Annotated in this window: 13 protein-coding genes and 1 pseudogene; 9 read left to right on the forward strand and 5 right to left on the reverse strand. The window is 65.3% G+C overall.

Translation table 11 applies throughout. From position 1 onward, the window contains the following. The 3 genes and pseudogenes from K675_RS30725 to K675_RS0112905 all read right to left on the reverse strand — a co-directional run. Positions 1–243, reverse strand: a pseudogene (locus K675_RS30725) (amidase family protein); the annotation flags it as partial. A 337-nt stretch (positions 244–580) separates the two neighbouring features. Beyond that, entirely contained in the window at positions 581–1,303 is a 723-nt protein-coding gene (locus K675_RS0112900; RefSeq protein ID WP_017903930.1) for a DUF4198 domain-containing protein, read from the reverse strand. Positions 1,304–1,318: 15 nt separating this feature from the next. Next, a complete protein-coding gene (locus K675_RS0112905) occupies positions 1,319–3,409 on the reverse strand; it encodes a TonB-dependent siderophore receptor (protein WP_198291642.1) in 2,091 nt (696 codons plus the stop codon). A gap of 335 nt (positions 3,410–3,744) precedes the next feature. Here K675_RS0112905 and K675_RS0112910 point away from each other — a divergent pair, with 335 nt between their 5' ends. From K675_RS0112910 to K675_RS0112945, 8 genes are all read left to right on the forward strand, one after another. Beyond that, positions 3,745–4,485 (forward strand): gluconate 2-dehydrogenase subunit 3 family protein, encoded by a 741-nt coding sequence (locus tag K675_RS0112910; RefSeq protein WP_017903932.1) that lies wholly within the window; start codon positions 3,745–3,747, stop codon positions 4,483–4,485. A 3-nt stretch (positions 4,486–4,488) separates the two neighbouring features. After that, the gene (locus K675_RS0112915; RefSeq protein WP_017903933.1) at positions 4,489–6,273 is read left to right on the forward strand and encodes a GMC family oxidoreductase; all 1,785 of its coding nucleotides are present in this window, start codon (positions 4,489–4,491) and stop codon (positions 6,271–6,273) included. Positions 6,274–6,286: 13 nt separating this feature from the next. Next, complete coding sequence (locus K675_RS0112920) at positions 6,287–7,588, forward strand: cytochrome c (protein WP_017903934.1); 1,302 nt, start codon at positions 6,287–6,289, stop codon at positions 7,586–7,588. A gap of 202 nt (positions 7,589–7,790) precedes the next feature. Continuing rightward, the gene (locus K675_RS0112925) at positions 7,791–8,813 is read left to right on the forward strand and encodes a LacI family DNA-binding transcriptional regulator (RefSeq protein ID WP_017903935.1); all 1,023 of its coding nucleotides are present in this window, start codon (positions 7,791–7,793) and stop codon (positions 8,811–8,813) included. A gap of 62 nt (positions 8,814–8,875) precedes the next feature. Beyond that, the gene (locus K675_RS0112930) at positions 8,876–9,655 is read left to right on the forward strand and encodes a sugar phosphate isomerase/epimerase family protein (RefSeq protein ID WP_017903936.1); all 780 of its coding nucleotides are present in this window, start codon (positions 8,876–8,878) and stop codon (positions 9,653–9,655) included. Continuing rightward, positions 9,648–10,598, forward strand: coding sequence for a sugar kinase (locus K675_RS0112935; protein WP_017903937.1), 951 nt, complete (start codon positions 9,648–9,650; stop codon positions 10,596–10,598). Before K675_RS0112930 ends, K675_RS0112935 begins: the two co-directional genes overlap by 8 nt. A gap of 63 nt (positions 10,599–10,661) precedes the next feature. Next, positions 10,662–11,942 carry an MFS transporter gene (locus K675_RS0112940; RefSeq protein WP_017903938.1) on the forward strand — a complete coding sequence of 427 codons (1,281 nt, stop codon included), beginning with the start codon at positions 10,662–10,664 and terminating at the stop codon, positions 11,940–11,942. A gap of 11 nt (positions 11,943–11,953) precedes the next feature. Then, positions 11,954–12,946 (forward strand): 2-hydroxyacid dehydrogenase, encoded by a 993-nt coding sequence (locus K675_RS0112945; protein ID WP_017903939.1) that lies wholly within the window; start codon positions 11,954–11,956, stop codon positions 12,944–12,946. Here K675_RS0112945 and ydiJ read toward each other — a convergent pair. Continuing rightward, positions 12,930–15,983: a D-2-hydroxyglutarate dehydrogenase YdiJ gene (ydiJ, locus tag K675_RS0112950; protein ID WP_017903940.1), complete on the reverse strand. Its 3,054-nt coding sequence runs from the start codon at positions 15,981–15,983 to the stop codon at positions 12,930–12,932. The genes K675_RS0112945 and ydiJ overlap by 17 nt on opposite strands. A gap of 156 nt (positions 15,984–16,139) precedes the next feature. Here ydiJ and K675_RS0112955 point away from each other — a divergent pair, with 156 nt between their 5' ends. Beyond that, entirely contained in the window at positions 16,140–17,051 is a 912-nt protein-coding gene (locus K675_RS0112955) for a LysR substrate-binding domain-containing protein (protein WP_026145142.1), read from the forward strand. Positions 17,052–17,134: 83 nt separating this feature from the next. Here K675_RS0112955 and K675_RS0112960 read toward each other — a convergent pair whose 3' ends face one another. Next, positions 17,135–17,326, reverse strand: a complete 192-nt coding sequence (locus tag K675_RS0112960; RefSeq protein WP_017903942.1) for a helix-turn-helix domain-containing protein — start codon at positions 17,324–17,326, stop codon at positions 17,135–17,137. Positions 17,327–17,349: the final 23 nt, after the last annotated feature.

Consider the following 17,349-nt stretch of genomic DNA (forward strand, 5'->3'; position numbering starts at 1 on the left):
GTAGGGAATGCCATCGAGCGGGCCCAGGGTCTCGCCGCGCGCCCGGCGTGCGTCGGAAGCCCGCGCCTCGTCGAGCGCATCCGGGTTGCGCACCACCACGGCGTTGAGCGCGGTGGGCGTGTCGGCGCCATCGTAGGCGTCGATCCGGGCCAGATAGGCCTCGACCAACTGCACGGCGGTGGTTCTGCCGGATTCAAGGGCATCGCGCAGCTCGGCGATGGAGCGTTCGGTCACTTCGATCATGGTGTATGCCATTTGTTTTTTATAGAGAGATCCGCCGCGGGTCTGGAGACGATTGCCCATGGGCATGGGTGGGCTGCCAGAAGCGGACCTGCGCCCCGGCAGCGCCCTGCCTCCCAGGCCTGGCCGTTCGCAGGCAGAATAAGTGCATGGCGTCGGGGACGACATTGGCAAGGCCGAAAGGTGACATTTCAGCGGTGCAAGCTTTCGGTGGTGCCGGGCGGGAAGGCGGCCTTGCCTGCCCGGCAGTCGCCTGGCTGCGATCAGGTGCCGGACACGCCGCCATGGCAGGGCGGCGGGAGGTTCTCCAGGGCGGGCATCGGTTCAGCCTTGGCACGGCTCATTCATGGTGTTCCTCGCCAAGGAACGTCAACGAGGCGAACAGACTCTCCTTGGCCACCGGTCCGTCGTGGGGCCTTGTCAGCGTGGCTTTTGCCGCGATGACGTTCAGGCCCTCGTTGCGGACCTTGATGCGGGCGCGGCCGGCCTCGTCGGTCTTGCCGCCGATTTCATCAGGCGCGCCGCGAAAATCCGTATACAGTTCGATGCCCGCAGCGGGCTTGCCATCGACCAGCACCTGCACGTCCAGTTCATTGCCCGGGCCGACCGTCAGCGGATCGGTTTGCGGAATGATCACCAACCGCAGCATGTCCAGTTTGGGCAACCGGGCGCCTGGCTGATTGATGGCCAGGCTGTACTTGAGCGCATGGGTCGAGTCGATGGCGTTGGGCACCTGGGTGCGGTCCTTGTTCACCCATCGCTGATCCGGGGTCTGCGACCAGGGGCCGTTGTCCAGCACCACCGCCATGACCGCCGCCGGCTTGAGCGGTTGCAGCCGGGCATGGTCGGGCAGGCGCGCCACGGTCACCGGAATCATCTTGCCGGCAGTGTCGAAGGCCCAGGCACGCTTGACCTTCTGGCCCTGGAAGGCATCGTCTTCCGCGCCGTGCCCGTAGACGACTTCGATATTGCCCCGACGCTGTTCGGTCCATAGACCGTGGGCGCTCACGTGGGGGGCGGTGAGCAGTGCCAGGACGGCGACAAGTTTGAGTGGCAATTGCATGGTGAGTCCTTTCTGTCAGAGGTTGAGGGTGAGGCTGAGACTGAAGTTGCGCGGTTCGCCAGGCATTACCCAGGTGCTGTTGTAGGCGCGCTCGTAGTAATGGCGATCGAACAGGTTGTTCAGGTTCAGGCCGAGGGTGAGCTGTTCGCTGGCCTTGTAGTGCGCCAGCAGGTCGACGGTGCTGTACGCGGGCAGGGTGAAGCGGCTCCCGGCCTGGCCGGAGCGTTCGCCGACGTAATTGAAGGCGGCGCCGATGTCCGAGCCATGCAGGAGGCCGTCCTGGAATTCGTAGACGCCCAGGAGGCTGCCGCTGTGCCGTGGGATGCCGAGCAGGTCGCTGCCTTTGGGGACGGCGGTGTCGCCCTGGGTGACTTCGGCGTCGATGTAGGCATAGGCGCCGATCACCCGCACGGCATCGCTGACCTGGCCGCTGAACTGCAGGTCCAGCCCCTGGCTGCGGGCCTTGCCGGCGGCGACGCTTTCACCCGTGGCATCGGTGGTGACGACGTTTTCCTTGTCGATCCGGAACAGCGCGACCGTGGCACCGATACGGCTGTCGAACAGATCGAGCTTGAGCCCCGTTTCATAACCCAGGCCTTTCTCCGGCTGGTACACCTGGCCCTGGGTGCCGATGGCGTTGGGCTTGAAGGAGGTCGAGGCATTGGCGAAGACACCGACCTGCGGGGTGAGCTGGTAGAGCAGGCCGGCGCGTGGCGTGGCCACGTCCTTCTCCTGGCTGTTGCTGACGGCCGTCGCGCGGTTCAGCGAGGTCTGCCTGATCCGCTCCAGGCGTACGCCCACCAGGCCGCGCAGGCGGTCGGTGAAGGCAATCTGGTCCTGCAGGTTGAGGGCGTAGCTTTCGGTGCGCTCGAAAAAGTCGTTTGGCCGGGTCAGGGCCGGCTTGGGCTGGCCGTAGACGGGATTGTGGATATCCAGGCCATAGCTCAGCAGCGTGGCGCTCTGGGGATACTTCTGGCTGTTGCGGTAGTTTTCGTACTCCAGGCCGGTCAGGGTCTGGTGCTGCCATCCGGCCCAGTCGAAGGTGCCATGCAGCTCGGCCTGGGTGATGTTGTCATTCCATTCGAAATCGCGTTCGCGGTAGAAACGGGTGAGGGTGGTGCCGACCAGCGCCTGCGGTTCGGAACTTGCGCCCTTGAGCGTGCCCTGGGTGTAGTGGTTGGCCAGGCGCAGCTTCCAGTCATCGTTCAGGTAGTGCTCGAGGGCCAGGTCGAGGGTCTGGTTATCGTTGCGGATCTGCCCGTCGTTCGGTTCCCCCATGAACGTCGAACGCCCGACCGAACCCAGCTCACCGTTGACGGCTGGAATGCCGCGGTCGAACACCGCTTCGGTGCTGGAGAATTCGCTGTCGAGCATCAGCCGGGTATCCGGCGAGAGCTGCCAGCTCAGTGACGGGCTGACGATGCGACGTTCGCTGTCGACATGGTCGCGGAAGCTGCCGTTGTCCTCCACCGCCATGTTGACCCGCCCCAGCAGTTGGCCTTCGCTGTCGAGTGGCGAGTTGAGGTCGAGACTGCTGCGGTAGCGGTCCCAGGAGCCCGCGCTGATGCTCAGGGTGCTGAAGGCTTCGGCCTGTGGGCGTTTGCTCACGATATTCACCAGGCCGCCGGGATCGCCGCGCCCGTAGAGGCTGGCGGCGGGGCCCTTGAGCACTTCGATGCGCTCGATGCCGGAGGTGTCGGGGGCGCTGTAGCTGCCGCGGTTGATGGCGAATCCGTTCCTGTACAGTTCGCCGGTGGTGAAGCCGCGCACGCTGTAGTTGAGGAAGGTCAGTCCCCCGAAATTGTTCTGTCGCGAAACCCCGCCGGCAAAGTCCAGCGCACGGTCGATACGGGTCGTATTGAGGTCCCTGATCACCTGGGCCGGCACCACGTCGATGCTCTGTGGGGTGTCGCGCAGGTCGCTGTCGGTGCGGGTTGCGGTGGCCGAGCGGGTGGCTCGATAGCCCCGCACGGGGCCCTCGGCGCGTTCTTCGACGTACGAGTCGGTGATGGTGATGTCTTCCAGCATCAGGGTGGGGGCTGCTGATACCGGTTGCCCGAGAAGTCCGAGGGTGAAGCCTGCCAGCAGCGGTGCGCGTTGTCTCAAGGTGAAATCTCCATTAATTACGTAATAACATAACATTTTAATGCGAAGAGATTCCATGCCCGGGCTTGGGGGTGGCGACCCTGGCTGGAGGGCCAGGACTTGCGGGCAAGGGGTTGACGACCACCAGGCCAGCCAGCGTTCCTGCGCTGATGGCGTATCGGGCGATCCGGGGAAGCTGGGACCTATCCACTGGCATCGCCGATGTAACCGGTTTCAAAGCCTCTGTAAAAACGCTAAATTAGTCGGCTGTACGCAGTTCCCCCCTTGAGCACGACCCACCATTCGAAAATAGAAGGCGCCGCTCCAAAGCCGCCCGAAGCCGATGAGGAATCACAATGCCTGAGCATGCCCCCGATAACCCGCGCAGGGACTTCCTGCGCAAAACGCTGACCCTGATCCCCGTCGTCACGGTGGCGAGCACGGGGCTGGGCTTTGGCGCCGGCCAACCGAGTGCGGCGCCCGCGCGCGAGCCTCGGGTCCCGGCGCCGGCGCCGCCCAGCCAATACCAGCCGACCTTTTTCAGCGCCGAAGAGTGGGCGTTCCTGCAGGCCGCGGTATCGCGCATCATCCCGGCCGACGAGCTCGGTCCAGGGGCACTGGAGGCGGGTGCCGCCGAGTTCATCGACCGGCAAATGAATACGCCCTACGCCACGGGTGCCCAGTGGTACATGCAGGGCCCGTTCAACGCCGATGCCGCCCCGGAGCTGGGCTATCAGTTGCAACTCAGCCCGCAGCAGATCTACCGCCTGGGTATTGCGGCCGCGCAGGCCTGGTGCAAAACCACCACCGGGAAAAATTTTTCCGAGCAAGACAGCGCTACCCGAGACCATGTTCTCCGCAAGATCGAGTCCGGTGAGGCCGTATTCGAACAAGTGCCGGCCAAGGTGTTTTTCAGCCTGCTGGTGCAGAACACCCGTGAAGGGTTCTTCTGCGACCCGATCCACGGCGGCAACCGCGGCATGGTCGGCTGGACGCAGATCGGCTTCCCGGGCGCCCGGGCCGATTTCATGGACTGGGTCGAGCGCAACGAGCCTTACCCGTTCCCCGCCGTGTCGATTCGCGGCGAGAGGGCATAACCCATGGCCAATGCAATGAAGAAGGTCGACGCGGTGATCGTCGGTTTCGGCTGGGCCGGTGCCATCATGGCCAAGGAACTCACCGAGGCCGGGTTGCAGGTGGTGGCGCTGGAGCGCGGACCGATGCAGGACACCTACCCGGAGGGCAGTTATCCGCAGGTCATCGATGAGCTGACCTACAGCGTGCGCAAGAAGTTGTTCGTCGATGTCTCGAAAGAGACGGTCACCATCCGCCACAGCGTCAACGACGTGGCGCTGCCCAATCGGCAACTGGGCGCCTTTCTGCCCGGCAAGGGCGTCGGCGGGGCGGGGCTGCACTGGTCCGGCGTGCATTTTCGGGTCGACCCGATCGAGCTGCGCCTGCGCAGTCATTACGAGGAACGTTATGGCAAGCGCTTCATTCCCGAGGGCATGACCATCCAGGACTTCGGCGTCAGCTACGAGGAACTCGAGCCGTATTTCGATTTTGCGGAAAAGGTCTTCGGCACCTCGGGTCAGGCCTGGACCGTCAACGGTGAGGTGGTCGGCGAGGGCAAGGGCGGCAACCCCTACGCACCGGACCGCTCCAACCCGTTCCCGCTGCCCTCGCAGAAGAACGTGGTGTCGGCCCGGCTGTTCGAGCAGGCGGCCCACAACCTGGGCTACAAACCCTACAACCTGCCTTCGGCCAACACCTCCGGGCCTTACACCAACCCCTATGGCGCGCAGATGGGGCCGTGCAACTTCTGTGGATTCTGCAGTGGCTACGTGTGCTACATGTATTCCAAGGCCTCGCCGAACGTGAACATCCTGCCGGCGTTGCGCCAGGTGCCCAACTTCGAGCTGCGGGCCAACGCCCATGTGCTGCGGGTCAACCTCGACGACAGCAAGCGCAAGGCCACCGGCGTGACCTACATCGATGCCCAGGGGCGCGAAGTCGAGCAGCCGGCGGACCTTGTGATTCTCGCCGCCTTCCAGTTCAACAACGTGCGCCTGATGCTGCTCTCCGGCATCGGCAAGCCTTACGACCCGATCAAGAACGAAGGGGTCGTGGGCCGCAACTTCGCCTACCAGAACATGGGCACGGTCAAGGCGTTCTTCGACAAGGACACCTACACCAACAACTTCATCGGCGCCGGCGGCAACGGCATCGCGATCGATGATTTCAACGCCGACAACTTCGACCACGGCCCCCATGGCTTCGTCGGTGGTTCGCCGATGTGGGTGAACCAGGCCGGCAGCCGGCCGATCGCCGGTATCGCCAACCCACCGGGTACGCCCGCCTGGGGCAGCGCCTGGAAGAAGGCCACCGCCGATTACTACACCCACCAGGTGTCGATGGACGCCCATGGCGCGCACCAGTCCTACCGCGGCAACTACCTGGACCTGGACCCGACCTACCGGGATGCCTACGGCCAGCCGCTGTTGCGCATGACTTTCGACTGGCAGGAAAACGACATCAGGATGAACCAGTTCATGGTCGACAAGCTGAGCAGGATCGCCCAGGCAATGAATCCCCAATCCATTGCCATCCTCGGCAAGAAGGTCAAGGAGCACTTCAACACCGCCAGCTACCAGACCACTCACCTCAACGGTGGCGCGATCATGGGCAGCGACCCGAAGACCAGCGCCCTGAACCGTTACCTGCAGAGCTGGGACGTGCACAACGTGTTCGTTCCGGGCGCCTCGGCATTTCCCCAGGGGCTGGGGTACAACCCGACCGGCCTGGTGGCCGCGCTGACCTACTGGTCGGCCCGGGCCATTCGCGAGCAGTACCTGAAAAATCCCGGCCCGCTGGTCCAGGCTTGAGGAGCGAGAGAACATGAAGAGACTGTTGATCGCCACCCTCCTGCTCAGTGCCAGTGCAACCGCGCAGGCTGCCGAATCCGACGAGGCGCTGGTCAAGCGCGGCGAGTACCTGGCCCGTGCCGGCGACTGCGTCGCCTGCCACACCGCCAAGGGCGGCAAGCCGTTCGCCGGAGGCCTGGCGATGCCGACGCCGATCGGTACCCTGTACTCCACCAACATCACCCCGGACGCCAGCGGCATTGGCCGCTACAGCTTCGAAGACTTCGACCGGGCGGTACGCAGGGGCATTGGCAAGGATGGCAGCACGCTGTACCCGGCCATGCCGTATCCGTCCTATGCGCGGGTCAATGAGGAGGACATGAAGGCGCTCTACGCCTATTTCATCAAGGGTGTCGAACCCGTTGCGCAGCCGAACCGGGCCACCGATATTCCCTGGCCGCTGAGCATGCGTTGGCCGCTGGCGATCTGGCGTGGCCTGTTCGCACCGGAGGCCAAGGCCTGGGTCGCTCCCGCCAACGCCGATCCGGTCGTCAGCCGGGGGGGCTATCTGGTCGAGGGCCTGGGGCACTGTGGCGCCTGCCATACCCCGCGGGCCTTGACCATGCAGGAAAAGGCCCTCGACCCGCAGGGCGGCGAGCAGTTCCTGGCCGGCAGCGCGCCACTCGAGGGCTGGATTGCCAAGAACCTGCGCGGTGACCACAAGGATGGCCTGGGCAGTTGGAGCGAAGAGCAACTGGTGCAGTTCCTCAAGACCGGTCGCAGTGAGCGCAGCGCGGTGTTCGGCGGCATGAGCGACGTGGTCGAGCACAGCCTGCAATACCTGACCGATGCCGACCTGACCGCCATGGCCCGCTACCTGAAGACGCTGCCACCGAGCCAGGCGGACGACCAGCCCCACGTCTACGACAAGCAGGTCGCGGACGCCTTGTGGAAGGGCGATGACAGCCAGCCGGGGGCGTCGGTCTACATCGACAACTGCGCGGCCTGCCACCGCACCGACGGCCATGGCTACACCCGGTTCTTCCCGGCGTTGGCCGGCAACCCGGTGGTGCAGACCCAGGATCCGACCTCGCTCATCCATGTGGTGCTGGCGGGCGGGACCGTTCCGGCGACGCACGCGGCGCCATCGAACATCAGCATGCCGGCCTTCGGCTGGCGGCTGAGCGACCAGGAGGTGGCCGAGGTGGTCAGCTTCATCCGTACCAGTTGGGGCAACCAGGGGAGTACCGTGACGGCTGGCGACGTGGCCCGGCTGCGCACGCCTGAAACGGACAAGACCTCGGGCAGCGACACGAGGAATGCCATTCGCGACTAGCGGGGCCCCAGGCCGGTTGGCGTCATGGGGCCGGCCTGGGTTTGCGCAGCGATTCCTGAAGCATCCGAGCGAAGACCGGTGGCTGGTTGTCGGCGAATGTTTGTTAACATCCGACGAACGGTAGATGACGTTTGGCGCCGGTTTTGATGTATTGAAACCGGTTTCATTCATCGTCTCGCACAACAATCACAAGAGACCTTCGATGACGGATTTTCCCTCCAACCCGCGCGAGCGGGTCACCATCAGCCAGGTCGCACGGGCTGCCGGTGTTTCAAAAGCGACCGTCTCCCGCTACATCGGCGGTGATCGGCAGTTGCTGGCGGAGGCGACCGCACAACGCATCGCGGACGTCATCCAGCACCTGGGCTACCGCCCAAACCAGATGGCCCGGGGGCTCAAGCGTGGCCAGACGCGCCTGGTCGGCATGCTGGTGGCCGACATCCTCAACCCCTATTCGGTGGCGGTCATGCGCGGCGTGGAAAAAGCCTGCCGGCAGCACGGCTACACCCTGCTGCTGTGCAACACCAACCGCGACGACGAGCAGGAACGTCATCACCTGCAGATGCTGCAGTCATACAACATCGAAGGCCTGATCGTGAACACCCTCGGGCACCATCGGGGCGAACTGGTCGAGCTGCAACGCGACATGCCCATGGTGCTGATCGACCGCCAGTTGCCGGAACTCAATGTCGACCTGGTCGGCCTGGACAATGCCGATGCGCTCGAGCAGGCCCTGGATCACCTGCAGGCCCGCGGCTACCGGGACATCCTCGCGGTGACCGAACCCCTCGACGGCACCAGCTCGCGCCTGGAGCGGGTGCGGGCCTTCAGCGAATCCATTGCGCGCCGTTCGGGCATCCGCCAGCAGATTCTCGAGATCGACTCGAACCTCGAGGATGACCTGGCCAGGTTCCTCGGTTCGAACGGCCATGGCCCGCAGGCCATCTTCACCTGCAACGGGGTCGCCACCCTGGCCGTCACCCGTGCCCTGCATGGCAGGGGCGTGCGACTGTTCGATGACGTCGGCCTGCTCGCGCTGGATGAGCTGGACTGGTACCCGCTGGTCGGCAGCGGCATCACCGCCCTGGCCCAACCGACCGAAGCCATTGGCGTGACGGCGTTCGAGTGCCTGCTCAAGCGCCTGCGCGGCGAGGGCGACGAGCCGAAGCGAATCGATCTCAAGGCTGAGTTGATCGTTCGAGGATCCACTCACCTGAGTCTCTGAACGGTCGTGCAGGGGGCTTTCTGCCGACCAAAAATGAAACCGGTTTCATCAGGATAAGAACAATGCGCTTGAACCCCGTTTCCATCAGTCTCTCCAGCTATGGCGCCGACTTCGTCCGGCAGTCCGGCCAGGAGAGTTTTCTCGAGTTGCTGGCGGCTGCCGGTGTCTTCCGTGTCGAGCTTCGCGAGGAGCTGTTCGAGGACCTGCCGGACACCACGGCCCTGCGTGCCGCGATGGGCGCACTGGGCCTGGAGTGTCTGTTCTCTTCGCCGCTGGAATTGTGGACTGCGCGCGGTGGGCTCGACCCACTGCTGCCGGAGAAGCTGGAACTGGCGGGCCGGCTGGGTGCCGTCGCGCTCAAGGTGTCCCTCGGGCATTACCACCCCGGCTGTGACGTATCGGCCCTGCGGGCGCTGTCGACTCGATACCTGCCCAGGTTGCTGGTGGAGAATGACCAGACCCCGCAGGGCGGAAAGATCGCTCCATTGCTGGGCTTCTTCGAGCGGGTCGAGGCCCTGGCGCTGCCCGTGGGCATGACCTTCGACATCGGCAACTGGCAATGGCAGAACGAGTCGGCGACCCAGGCCGCCCGGCAGTTCGCTCGATGGGTACGGTACGTCCACTGCAAGGCGGTGGAGCGCCAACCCAGCGGGCGCCTGGTGGCCGTGAGGCCACGCGCGGCGGACCTGATGGCCTGGGACAGGTTGTTCGGCGAATTCACCCAGGGCGTCGTGCGCGCCGTGGAATACCCCCTCGTGGGCGCCGACCTGCTGGCACTCACGCGGGGGCAGGTCGATAACCTGGCCCGGCTCGGCCTGGGCGCGGAGGTCAGCCATGTTTGAACACGATGTGTTGTGCTTCGGTGAAACCATGGCGATGTTCGTTGCCGAACAGACCGGCGATCTTGCCCAGGTCAGCCAGTTCGCCAAGCGGATCGCGGGTGCGGACAGCAACGTCGCCATCGGCCTGTCCCGGCTGGGTTTCAAGGTGCGCTGGCTGAGCCGCGTCGGTGACGATTCGCTGGGGCGTTTCGTCATCGACAGCCTGCGTCGGGAGGGGCTGGACTGTGAAGGCGTCGAAGTCGACCGCCGATATGCCACCGGCTTCCAGCTCAAGGAGCGCCGCGACGATGGCCGCGATCCGGGCGTGGAATACTTTCGGCGCAACTCGGCGGCCAGTCATCTGTCACCGGCGATGCTCGCCGGGCAACGGTTGCAGGTCCGGCATCTGCATGCCACCGGCATTCCTCTGGCGCTGTCGCCGACCTGCCGGGCGCTCTCCCATGCCCTGGTGGATGCCATGCGTGAAGCGGGCCGGAGCGTCTCTTTCGATCCGAACCTGCGCCCTTCGTTGTGGCCCGACACCGCCACCATGGTGCGCGAAGTCAACGCCCTGGCGCTGAAGGCCGACTGGCTGCTGCCGGGCCTGGAGGAAGGACGCCTGCTGACCGGGCAACGCGAACCGGCCGATATCGCCGCGTTCTACCTGGACCGTGGGGCCGAGCGGGTGGTGATCAAGCTGGGAGAGCAGGGCGCCTACTTCCGTACGCGGCGTGATGAAGGGCATGTCCCTGCCTTGCCGGTGCCGACGGTGGTGGACACGGTCGGTGCCGGCGATGCGTTTGCCGTGGGCGTGCTCAGTGGGTTGCTCGAAGGCCACGAACTGCCCGAGGCGGTCGCGCGTGGCAACTGGTGCGGCAGCCGCGCCGTGCAGTTCCGTGGCGACATGGAAGGCCTGCCCTTGCGGCATGAACTCGAGGACCTGGACAAGCGCCGGAGCGCTTGAGACATAAACACCGGATTGCCGAAACCTGTTGCGACAACAATAACAAGCTCAGGAGAGTGAATCATGCAAACGACAAGCCTCGCCCGTCGCCGTTGGTGGTACATCATCCCCATCGTCTTCATCACCTACAGCCTGGCCTACCTGGACCGTGCCAACTATGGCTTCGCCGCCGCCTCGGGCATGGCCGAAGACCTCAATATCACCCCGGCGCTGTCCTCGCTGCTGGGGGCGCTGTTCTTTCTCGGCTACTTCTTCTTCCAAGTGCCGGGCGCCATCTACGCCGAGAAACGCAGCGTGAAGAAACTGATTTTCGTCAGCCTCATCCTCTGGGGTGGGCTGGCGACGCTCACCGGCATGGTCAGCAACGTCTACATGCTGGTGGTCATCCGCTTCCTGCTGGGGGTGGTGGAGGCCGCGGTGATGCCGGCCATGCTGGTGTACCTCTGCCACTGGTTCACGCGGGCGGAGCGCTCGCGGGCCAACACCTTCCTGATCCTCGGCAACCCGGCCACCATCCTGTGGATGTCGGTGGTGTCCGGCTACCTCATCCAGCACTTCGACTGGCGCTGGATGTTCATCATCGAAGGCCTGCCCGCCGTGATCTGGGCCTTGCTCTGGTGGCGCCTGGTCGACGACCGGCCGGCCCAGGCCCGCTGGTTGAGCGAGGAGGAAAAGGCGGACCTGCAGGCGGCACTGGCGGCCGAGCAGCAGGGGATCAAGCCGGTCAAGAACTACCGCGAGGCCTTCCGCTCGCCGCAGGTGATCGTGCTGTCGCTGCAGTATTTCTGCTGGAGCATCGGCGTGTACGGCTTCGTGCTCTGGTTGCCGTCGATCCTCAAGCAGGCAGCCAACGTCGACATCGTCCAGGCCGGCTGGTTGTCGGCGGTGCCGTACCTGGCGGCGGTGCTCGCCATGATCGGCGTGTCCTGGGCGTCCGATCGGCTGCAGAAGCGCAAGCGTTTCGTCTGGCCACCGCTGCTGATCGCCGCGCTGGCGTTCTATGGCTCCTATGCCCTGGGCACCGAGCATTTCTGGCTGTCCTACGCGCTGCTGGTGCTCGCCGGGGCCTGCATGTACGCGCCCTATGGCCCGTTCTTCGCGATCGTGCCGGAAATCCTGCCGAGCAACGTCGCCGGCGGTGCCATGGCACTGATCAACAGCATGGGCGCCCTGGGTTCCTTTGGCGGGTCGTGGCTGGTGGGCTACCTCAACGGGGTGACCGGTGGCCCCGGAACCTCCTATCTGTTCATGTGTGGTGCGCTGCTGACCGCTGTCGTGCTGACCGCCGTGCTCAACCCCTCGCAGACGCGGCGCCCGGGGGCCCGTCTGGCCGTAACGCTCTAGGACATACTGGAATGAAGAAGAGAATCGTGTTGTACAAGCGGCTGTCCGCCGACCTGATGGCGCGTTTGCAGGAGCAGGTCGAGGTGACCTGGGTGGACATGGCCCAGCCGGATGGGCTGGCGCGCCTGCGTGACGCCTTGCCCGGTGCCCATGGCCTGCTCGGCGCCAGCCTGCGCATTGACGAGGGCCTGCTGGACCTGGCGCCGCAACTGGAGGTGATTGCCAGCGTGTCGGTGGGCGTGGACAACTACGACGTGGCCGAGCTGAGCCGTCGTCGCGTGTTATTGACCAACACCCCGGATGTGCTGACCGAAACCACCGCCGACACCGGCTTCGCCCTGATCCTGGCCAGCGCCCGCCGGGTCGTCGAGCTGGCCGGCTGGGTGCGCGAAGGCCACTGGCGGGCGAGCCTGGGGCCGGCCCATTTCGGCAGCGACGTGCAGGGCAAGACGCTGGGTATCGTCGGCATGGGGCGCATCGGCGAGGCGCTGGCCAGGCGCGGCGCGGCCGGTTTCGGCATGCAGGTGCTCTACCACAGCCGCACTGCCAGGCCTGAAGTGGAGGCCCGCTACGCGGCGCGCCATTGCCCTCTCGATGAACTGTTGCGGCAGGCGGATTTCGTTTGCCTGACCGTGCCCCTGAGTGCCGAAACCCAGGGGCTGATCGGTCGACGCGAACTGGCCCTGATGAAGCCTGAAGCGATCCTGGTGAACATCGCGCGGGGGCGGGTGGTGGATGAAGCCGCGCTGATCGACGCCCTACGCGAGCGGCGCATTCGCGGCGCCGGCCTGGACGTCTTCAATCAGGAGCCTCTGTCGCCCGATTCACCGCTGCTCAGTCTGGATAACGTCGTGGCGACACCGCACATCGGCTCCGCCACCCATGAGACGCGCGAGGCGATGGCCCGCTGCGCGGTGCGGAACCTGCTGACTGCGCTGGCCGGAAAACGCCCGCCCAATCTGGTCGACGAAGACGTGTGGGGCGCCCTCACGCCTCGGTGCTAGCCTGCTGGCGCAGCCGGCCCAGTAACGCCTGCAACGGATGCAGCACTTCTTTACCGGCCTGGCGCTTGACCTGGCTACGGCAGGAGTAGCCGTCGGCCAGCAGGCGGCCGGCCGGTTGGTAGCGCTCCACCAGCGGCTGCCAGGACTGCGAGTAGATGACTTGCGACGTCTTGGCGTTGCGGGTTTCATGCCCGTAGGTGCCGGACATGCCGCAGCAGCCGCTGGCCAGCACCTGCAACTTCAGGCCAAAGCCGTCGAAGACCTTCTTCCACTGCTCGACGCTGGCCGGCTCGTTGGTGCGCTCGGTGCAGTGCGGCAGGAAGTGGAAGGTCTCTGCCGCCTCCGGTTTCTCCAGCTGCGGCAGGGCGGTCGCCAGCCACTCCTGGGCCAGTACCACGCGTGGCGCGGCATCCTGCTCCAGGGTCTTGGCGTATTCCTGGCGGTAGACCAGGGTCATCGCCGGATCGAGCCCCACTAGCGGGATGCCATGGGCTTCGAGTGCCTTCAGACCCTTGGCGTTGTGGCTCGCGGCCTTCTTGAATGCACCGAGGAAACCCTGGACCTGCAGCGGTTTGCCGTTGGGGGCGAACGGCGCCAGGTAGATGTCGTAGCCCAGCCGGGCGATCAGCTCGATCCATTCGGCCGCCAACGGGGTCTCGAAGTAGCGGGTGAAGGCGTCCTGGACGATGACGACGCTGCGCTGGCGCTGCTCCTCGCTCAGTTTCGACAACTTGTGCGCGGTGGCGGTCTGCACGTTCCAGCGGGCGCAGACCTGGTGGAAGTCCACCAGGCTCAGCAGCGGGCTGTCGACCATGCCGACCACGTGTTCGAGCAGGAACTTGACCGGCCGCGCGTTCATCATGGCGTTGTACAGCCGTGGAAAGCGGGCGATGTAGGGAATGCTGTACTCCAGCGAACCGACCACGTAGTCCTTCAGCGGTCGCAGGTAGCGGTTGTGGTAGAGCTCGAGGAAGCGCGAGCGGAAGTCCGGTACGTTGACCTTCACCGGGCACTGGCCCGCACAGGACTTGCAGGCCAGGCAGCCGGCCATCGCCTCATAGACTTCATGGGAGAAATCTTTCTCGCCCAGTTGCTTGCCGACGCTGTTGCGCACCTTGGCCAGCAGGTTGCCGACGCTGAAGCGGCTGGTCACGTCGCCGAGCAGGTCGGCGCCCTGGGCGCCCTGCAGGCGCAGCCATTCGCGCACCAGCGAGGCACGGCCCTTGGGCGAATGAATGCGGTTGCGCGTGGCCTTCCAGGACGGGCACATCGCGTCATCGGGGTCGAAGTTGTAGCAGGCACCGTTGCCGTTGCAGTGGGCGGCGGTGTGGTAGCTCTGCCAGACGCGCTCGTCGATCTGCCGGTCGAGCTCGCCGCGCAGGACGACTTCGTCGACCTTGGTCAGGGTGGCCTCGCTGACGCTCGACGGCGTGGCGATCTTGCCCGGGTTGAGCTGGTTGAACGGGTCGAACGCCGCCTTGATCGCCTGCAGCGACGGGTACAGCGGGCCGAAGTAGGCCGGCGAGTACTCCGAACGCAAGCCCTTGCCATGCTCGCCCCACAGCAGGCCGCCGTATTTCTGGGTGAGGGCGGCCACGCCATCGGAGATCGGGCGGATCAGCGCCGCCTGGCGCGGGTCCTTCATGTCGAGGATCGGCCGCACGTGCAGCACGCCGGCGTCCACGTGGCCGAACATGCCGTATTCGAGCTGGTGCGAATCGAGCAGCGCACGGAACTCGGCGATGAAGTCCGCGAGGTTTTCCGGCGGCACGGCGGTGTCTTCGACGAACGGCTGCGGACGGGCTTCGCCCTGGACGTTGCCGAGCAGGCCCACCGAGCGCTTGCGCATGGTGTAGACGCGTTTCACCGCCTCGCCGCCGACCGCCAGGGTGTGGCCCAGGCGCACCACGCTGGTGTCGTTTTTCAGGTGTTCGATGAAGTCATGAACGCGCCGCTCCAGCTGCTCCTGGTCGTCGTCGCTGAATTCGATCAGGTTGATGCCCAGGGTCTGCTGGCCGGGGATCGGCGGGAAGTACTCGGCCACGCCGTGCCAGACGATGTCCTGCATCGCCAGCCTCAGCACCTTGGAGTCCACGGTCTCGATGGACAGCGGCTTGAGCGCCATCAGCGCCTTGGCGTCGCGCAGGGCATCCATGAAACCGGCGTATTGCACGTTCACCAGGATGCTGTGGCGCGGGATCGGCAGCACATTGAGCCTGGCCTCGACGATGAAGCCCAGCGAGCCTTCGGAACCGCACAGGATGCTGTTGAGGTTGAAACCGCCGTCCTCCTCGCGCAGGTGTGCCAGGTCATAGCCGGTCAGGCAGCGGTTGAGCGGCGGAAAGGTGTCCTTGATCAGTTGCGCCTGCTGGTCGGCGATGTCGCGGGTGCAGCGGTAGACGCTGCCGACCAGGTCCTGCCGGGCCGCCTCTCGGTCGGCCTGGTCGGCGGCGATCGGCTGGCTGTCGAGGCGCTGGCCGCCGAGCAGCACGGTCGACAGGGCGAGCACGTGATCGCGGGTCTTGCCGTAGGTGCAACTGCCCTGGCCACTGGCGTCGGTGTTGATCATGCCGCCGATGGTGGCTCGGTTCGAGGTCGACAGTTCAGGGGCGAAGAACAGGCCGTGGGGCTTGAGGGCGGCGTTCAGTTGGTCCTTGACCACGCCACTCTGCACCCGGACCCAGCGCTCCTCGACGTTGATTTCGAGGATGCTGTTCAGGTGCCGGGAAAGGTCGACCACGATACCGTCGGTCAGCGACTGGCCGTTGGTGCCGGTGCCGCCGCCGCGCGGGGTGAGCACCACGGAGCGGTACTGCGGGTGGGCGGCGAGTTTCGCCACCAGCTCGACATCGGCGTAGGTTTTCGGGAACACCGCTGCCTGGGGCAGGCGCTGGTAGATCGAGTTGTCGGTCGCCAGCACCGTCCGGGAACCCAGGTCGCCGGCGATTTCCCCCTGGAAGCCTTCGCTGGCCAGTTGTGTCAGGAAGCGCTCGTAGGCGTCGGTTTGACCATGGGTGGGGGCAAGGCGGGCGATCATGGGTGACGGTTCCTGCAGGCTGATTCGTTTTTATATTCGCTAAACGTATGCTCAGGACTGAGCCAGTGTCGAGGCGAAGCGGTATAGTTTCGATTATTTGCGGATGAGACGCCGCTTACAAACGTAAAACACGCAGCCTTTGCATGAGCTTTATGAATGAATCCTAGACGCCTCACTCCTTCGATGTCGGTACTGGTGGCCTTCGAGGCGGCGGCTCGCCATGGCAGCTTCACCAAGGCGGCAGACGAGTTGCTGCTGACCCAGAGCGCGGTGAGCCGGCAGGTCCAGGCGCTGGAGACGCTGCTGGGGGTCGAGCTGTTCCTGCGTGACGGCCGGCGCATCGAACTGACGGCGGCCGGGGCGTTGTACCAGCATGAGTTATCGGCAGCCCTGGGGCGGATTCGCAGCGCGACCCTGAAGACCATCGCTTTCCGCTCCCAGGAGGGCGTGCTGCACCTGGGCGTGCTGCCGACGTTCGGTTCGAAGTGGCTGCTGCCGCGGATGAACGATTTCTATGCCAGGCACCCGGATATCGTGGTGCACATTCATTCGCGGATCATCCAGGCCGACCTGGCCAGTGCCGCCGGCGAGATGAATGCGATCATCTACGCCGGCTCCGGTTCCTGGCCGGGCTTCATGTCGCACAAGCTGCTGACCGAGGAACTGGTGGTGGTGGCCAGTCCTTCGGCCCTGCCCGAATACCGCACGGCGACGCCGGTCGAGATCGCCACCAGTCATTCGCTGCTCAACGTCGTGTCCCGGCCCAATGCCTGGTCGGATTGGTTCGAGCACAACGGCCTGGATCACCGCCTGATGCGTCCGGGGCCCGGCTTCGAACTCACCAGCCACCTGATCCAGGCGGCGGTCGCCGGTATCGGCATCGGCCTGGTGCCGCGGGTGCTGGTGCAGGACGAGATCCGGGCGGGCTCGCTGGTGGTGCTGTTCGAGCCCATGAAAAGCGGCAAGAGCTATTACCTGGCGTATGCCAATCGCTATCAGAACCTGCCGTCGCTGGTCGCGTTCAGCGAGTGGCTGCTGAGCCTGCCGTTTCCCGAAGAGGAAGGTTGAGAACAGTCGTATCCGCTAGGGCTGACCACCGAGTTCCCGACTGATCGCCCGCGCACCCGGTTCGTACTGATTGTGGCGCTTGTTCAGGTAACCCTGTCGGTCAGCGTGGACAGGATGCGATACACCGCCGAGGTCGTGACGCCCAGCTGTGCCGCGATCTTCGGCATGCTCAGGCTGCGCGTGCGGACGCTGAACATGCCCCGCACGCCCAGGCCACGGGCGAGGGCGGGGACGCGGTCGCCGGTGTCGCGCGCGAGCGTTTCCGGCAGGTTCATGAGGCAATCCTCCTCGATAGCTC

Origin of the sequence: Pseudomonas fuscovaginae SE-1 (genome assembly GCF_000364705.1) — a bacterium.
Classification (GTDB): domain Bacteria; phylum Pseudomonadota; class Gammaproteobacteria; order Pseudomonadales; family Pseudomonadaceae; genus Aquipseudomonas; species Aquipseudomonas fuscovaginae_A.

Bases quoted from the DNA above. Each gene is read 5' to 3' on its own strand.
- K675_RS0112930 (WP_017903936.1), top strand. From the start codon at position 8,876: ATGCGCTTGAACCCCGTTTCCATCAGTCTCTCCAGCTATGGCGCCGAC.
- K675_RS0112945 (WP_017903939.1), top strand. From the start codon at position 11,954: ATGAAGAAGAGAATCGTGTTGTACAAGCGGCTGTCCGCCGACCTGATG.
- K675_RS0112900 (WP_017903930.1), bottom strand. From the start codon at position 1,303: ATGCAATTGCCACTCAAACTTGTCGCCGTCCTGGCACTGCTCACCGCC.
- K675_RS0112935 (WP_017903937.1), top strand. From the start codon at position 9,648: ATGTTTGAACACGATGTGTTGTGCTTCGGTGAAACCATGGCGATGTTC.
- K675_RS0112940 (WP_017903938.1), top strand. From the start codon at position 10,662: ATGCAAACGACAAGCCTCGCCCGTCGCCGTTGGTGGTACATCATCCCC.
- K675_RS0112955 (WP_026145142.1), top strand. From the start codon at position 16,140: ATGAATCCTAGACGCCTCACTCCTTCGATGTCGGTACTGGTGGCCTTC.
- ydiJ (WP_017903940.1), bottom strand. From the start codon at position 15,983: ATGATCGCCCGCCTTGCCCCCACCCATGGTCAAACCGACGCCTACGAG.
- K675_RS0112925 (WP_017903935.1), top strand. From the start codon at position 7,791: ATGACGGATTTTCCCTCCAACCCGCGCGAGCGGGTCACCATCAGCCAG.
- K675_RS0112920 (WP_017903934.1), top strand. From the start codon at position 6,287: ATGAAGAGACTGTTGATCGCCACCCTCCTGCTCAGTGCCAGTGCAACC.
- K675_RS0112960 (WP_017903942.1), bottom strand. From the start codon at position 17,326: ATGAACCTGCCGGAAACGCTCGCGCGCGACACCGGCGACCGCGTCCCC.
- K675_RS0112910 (WP_017903932.1), top strand. From the start codon at position 3,745: ATGCCTGAGCATGCCCCCGATAACCCGCGCAGGGACTTCCTGCGCAAA.
- K675_RS0112915 (WP_017903933.1), top strand. From the start codon at position 4,489: ATGGCCAATGCAATGAAGAAGGTCGACGCGGTGATCGTCGGTTTCGGC.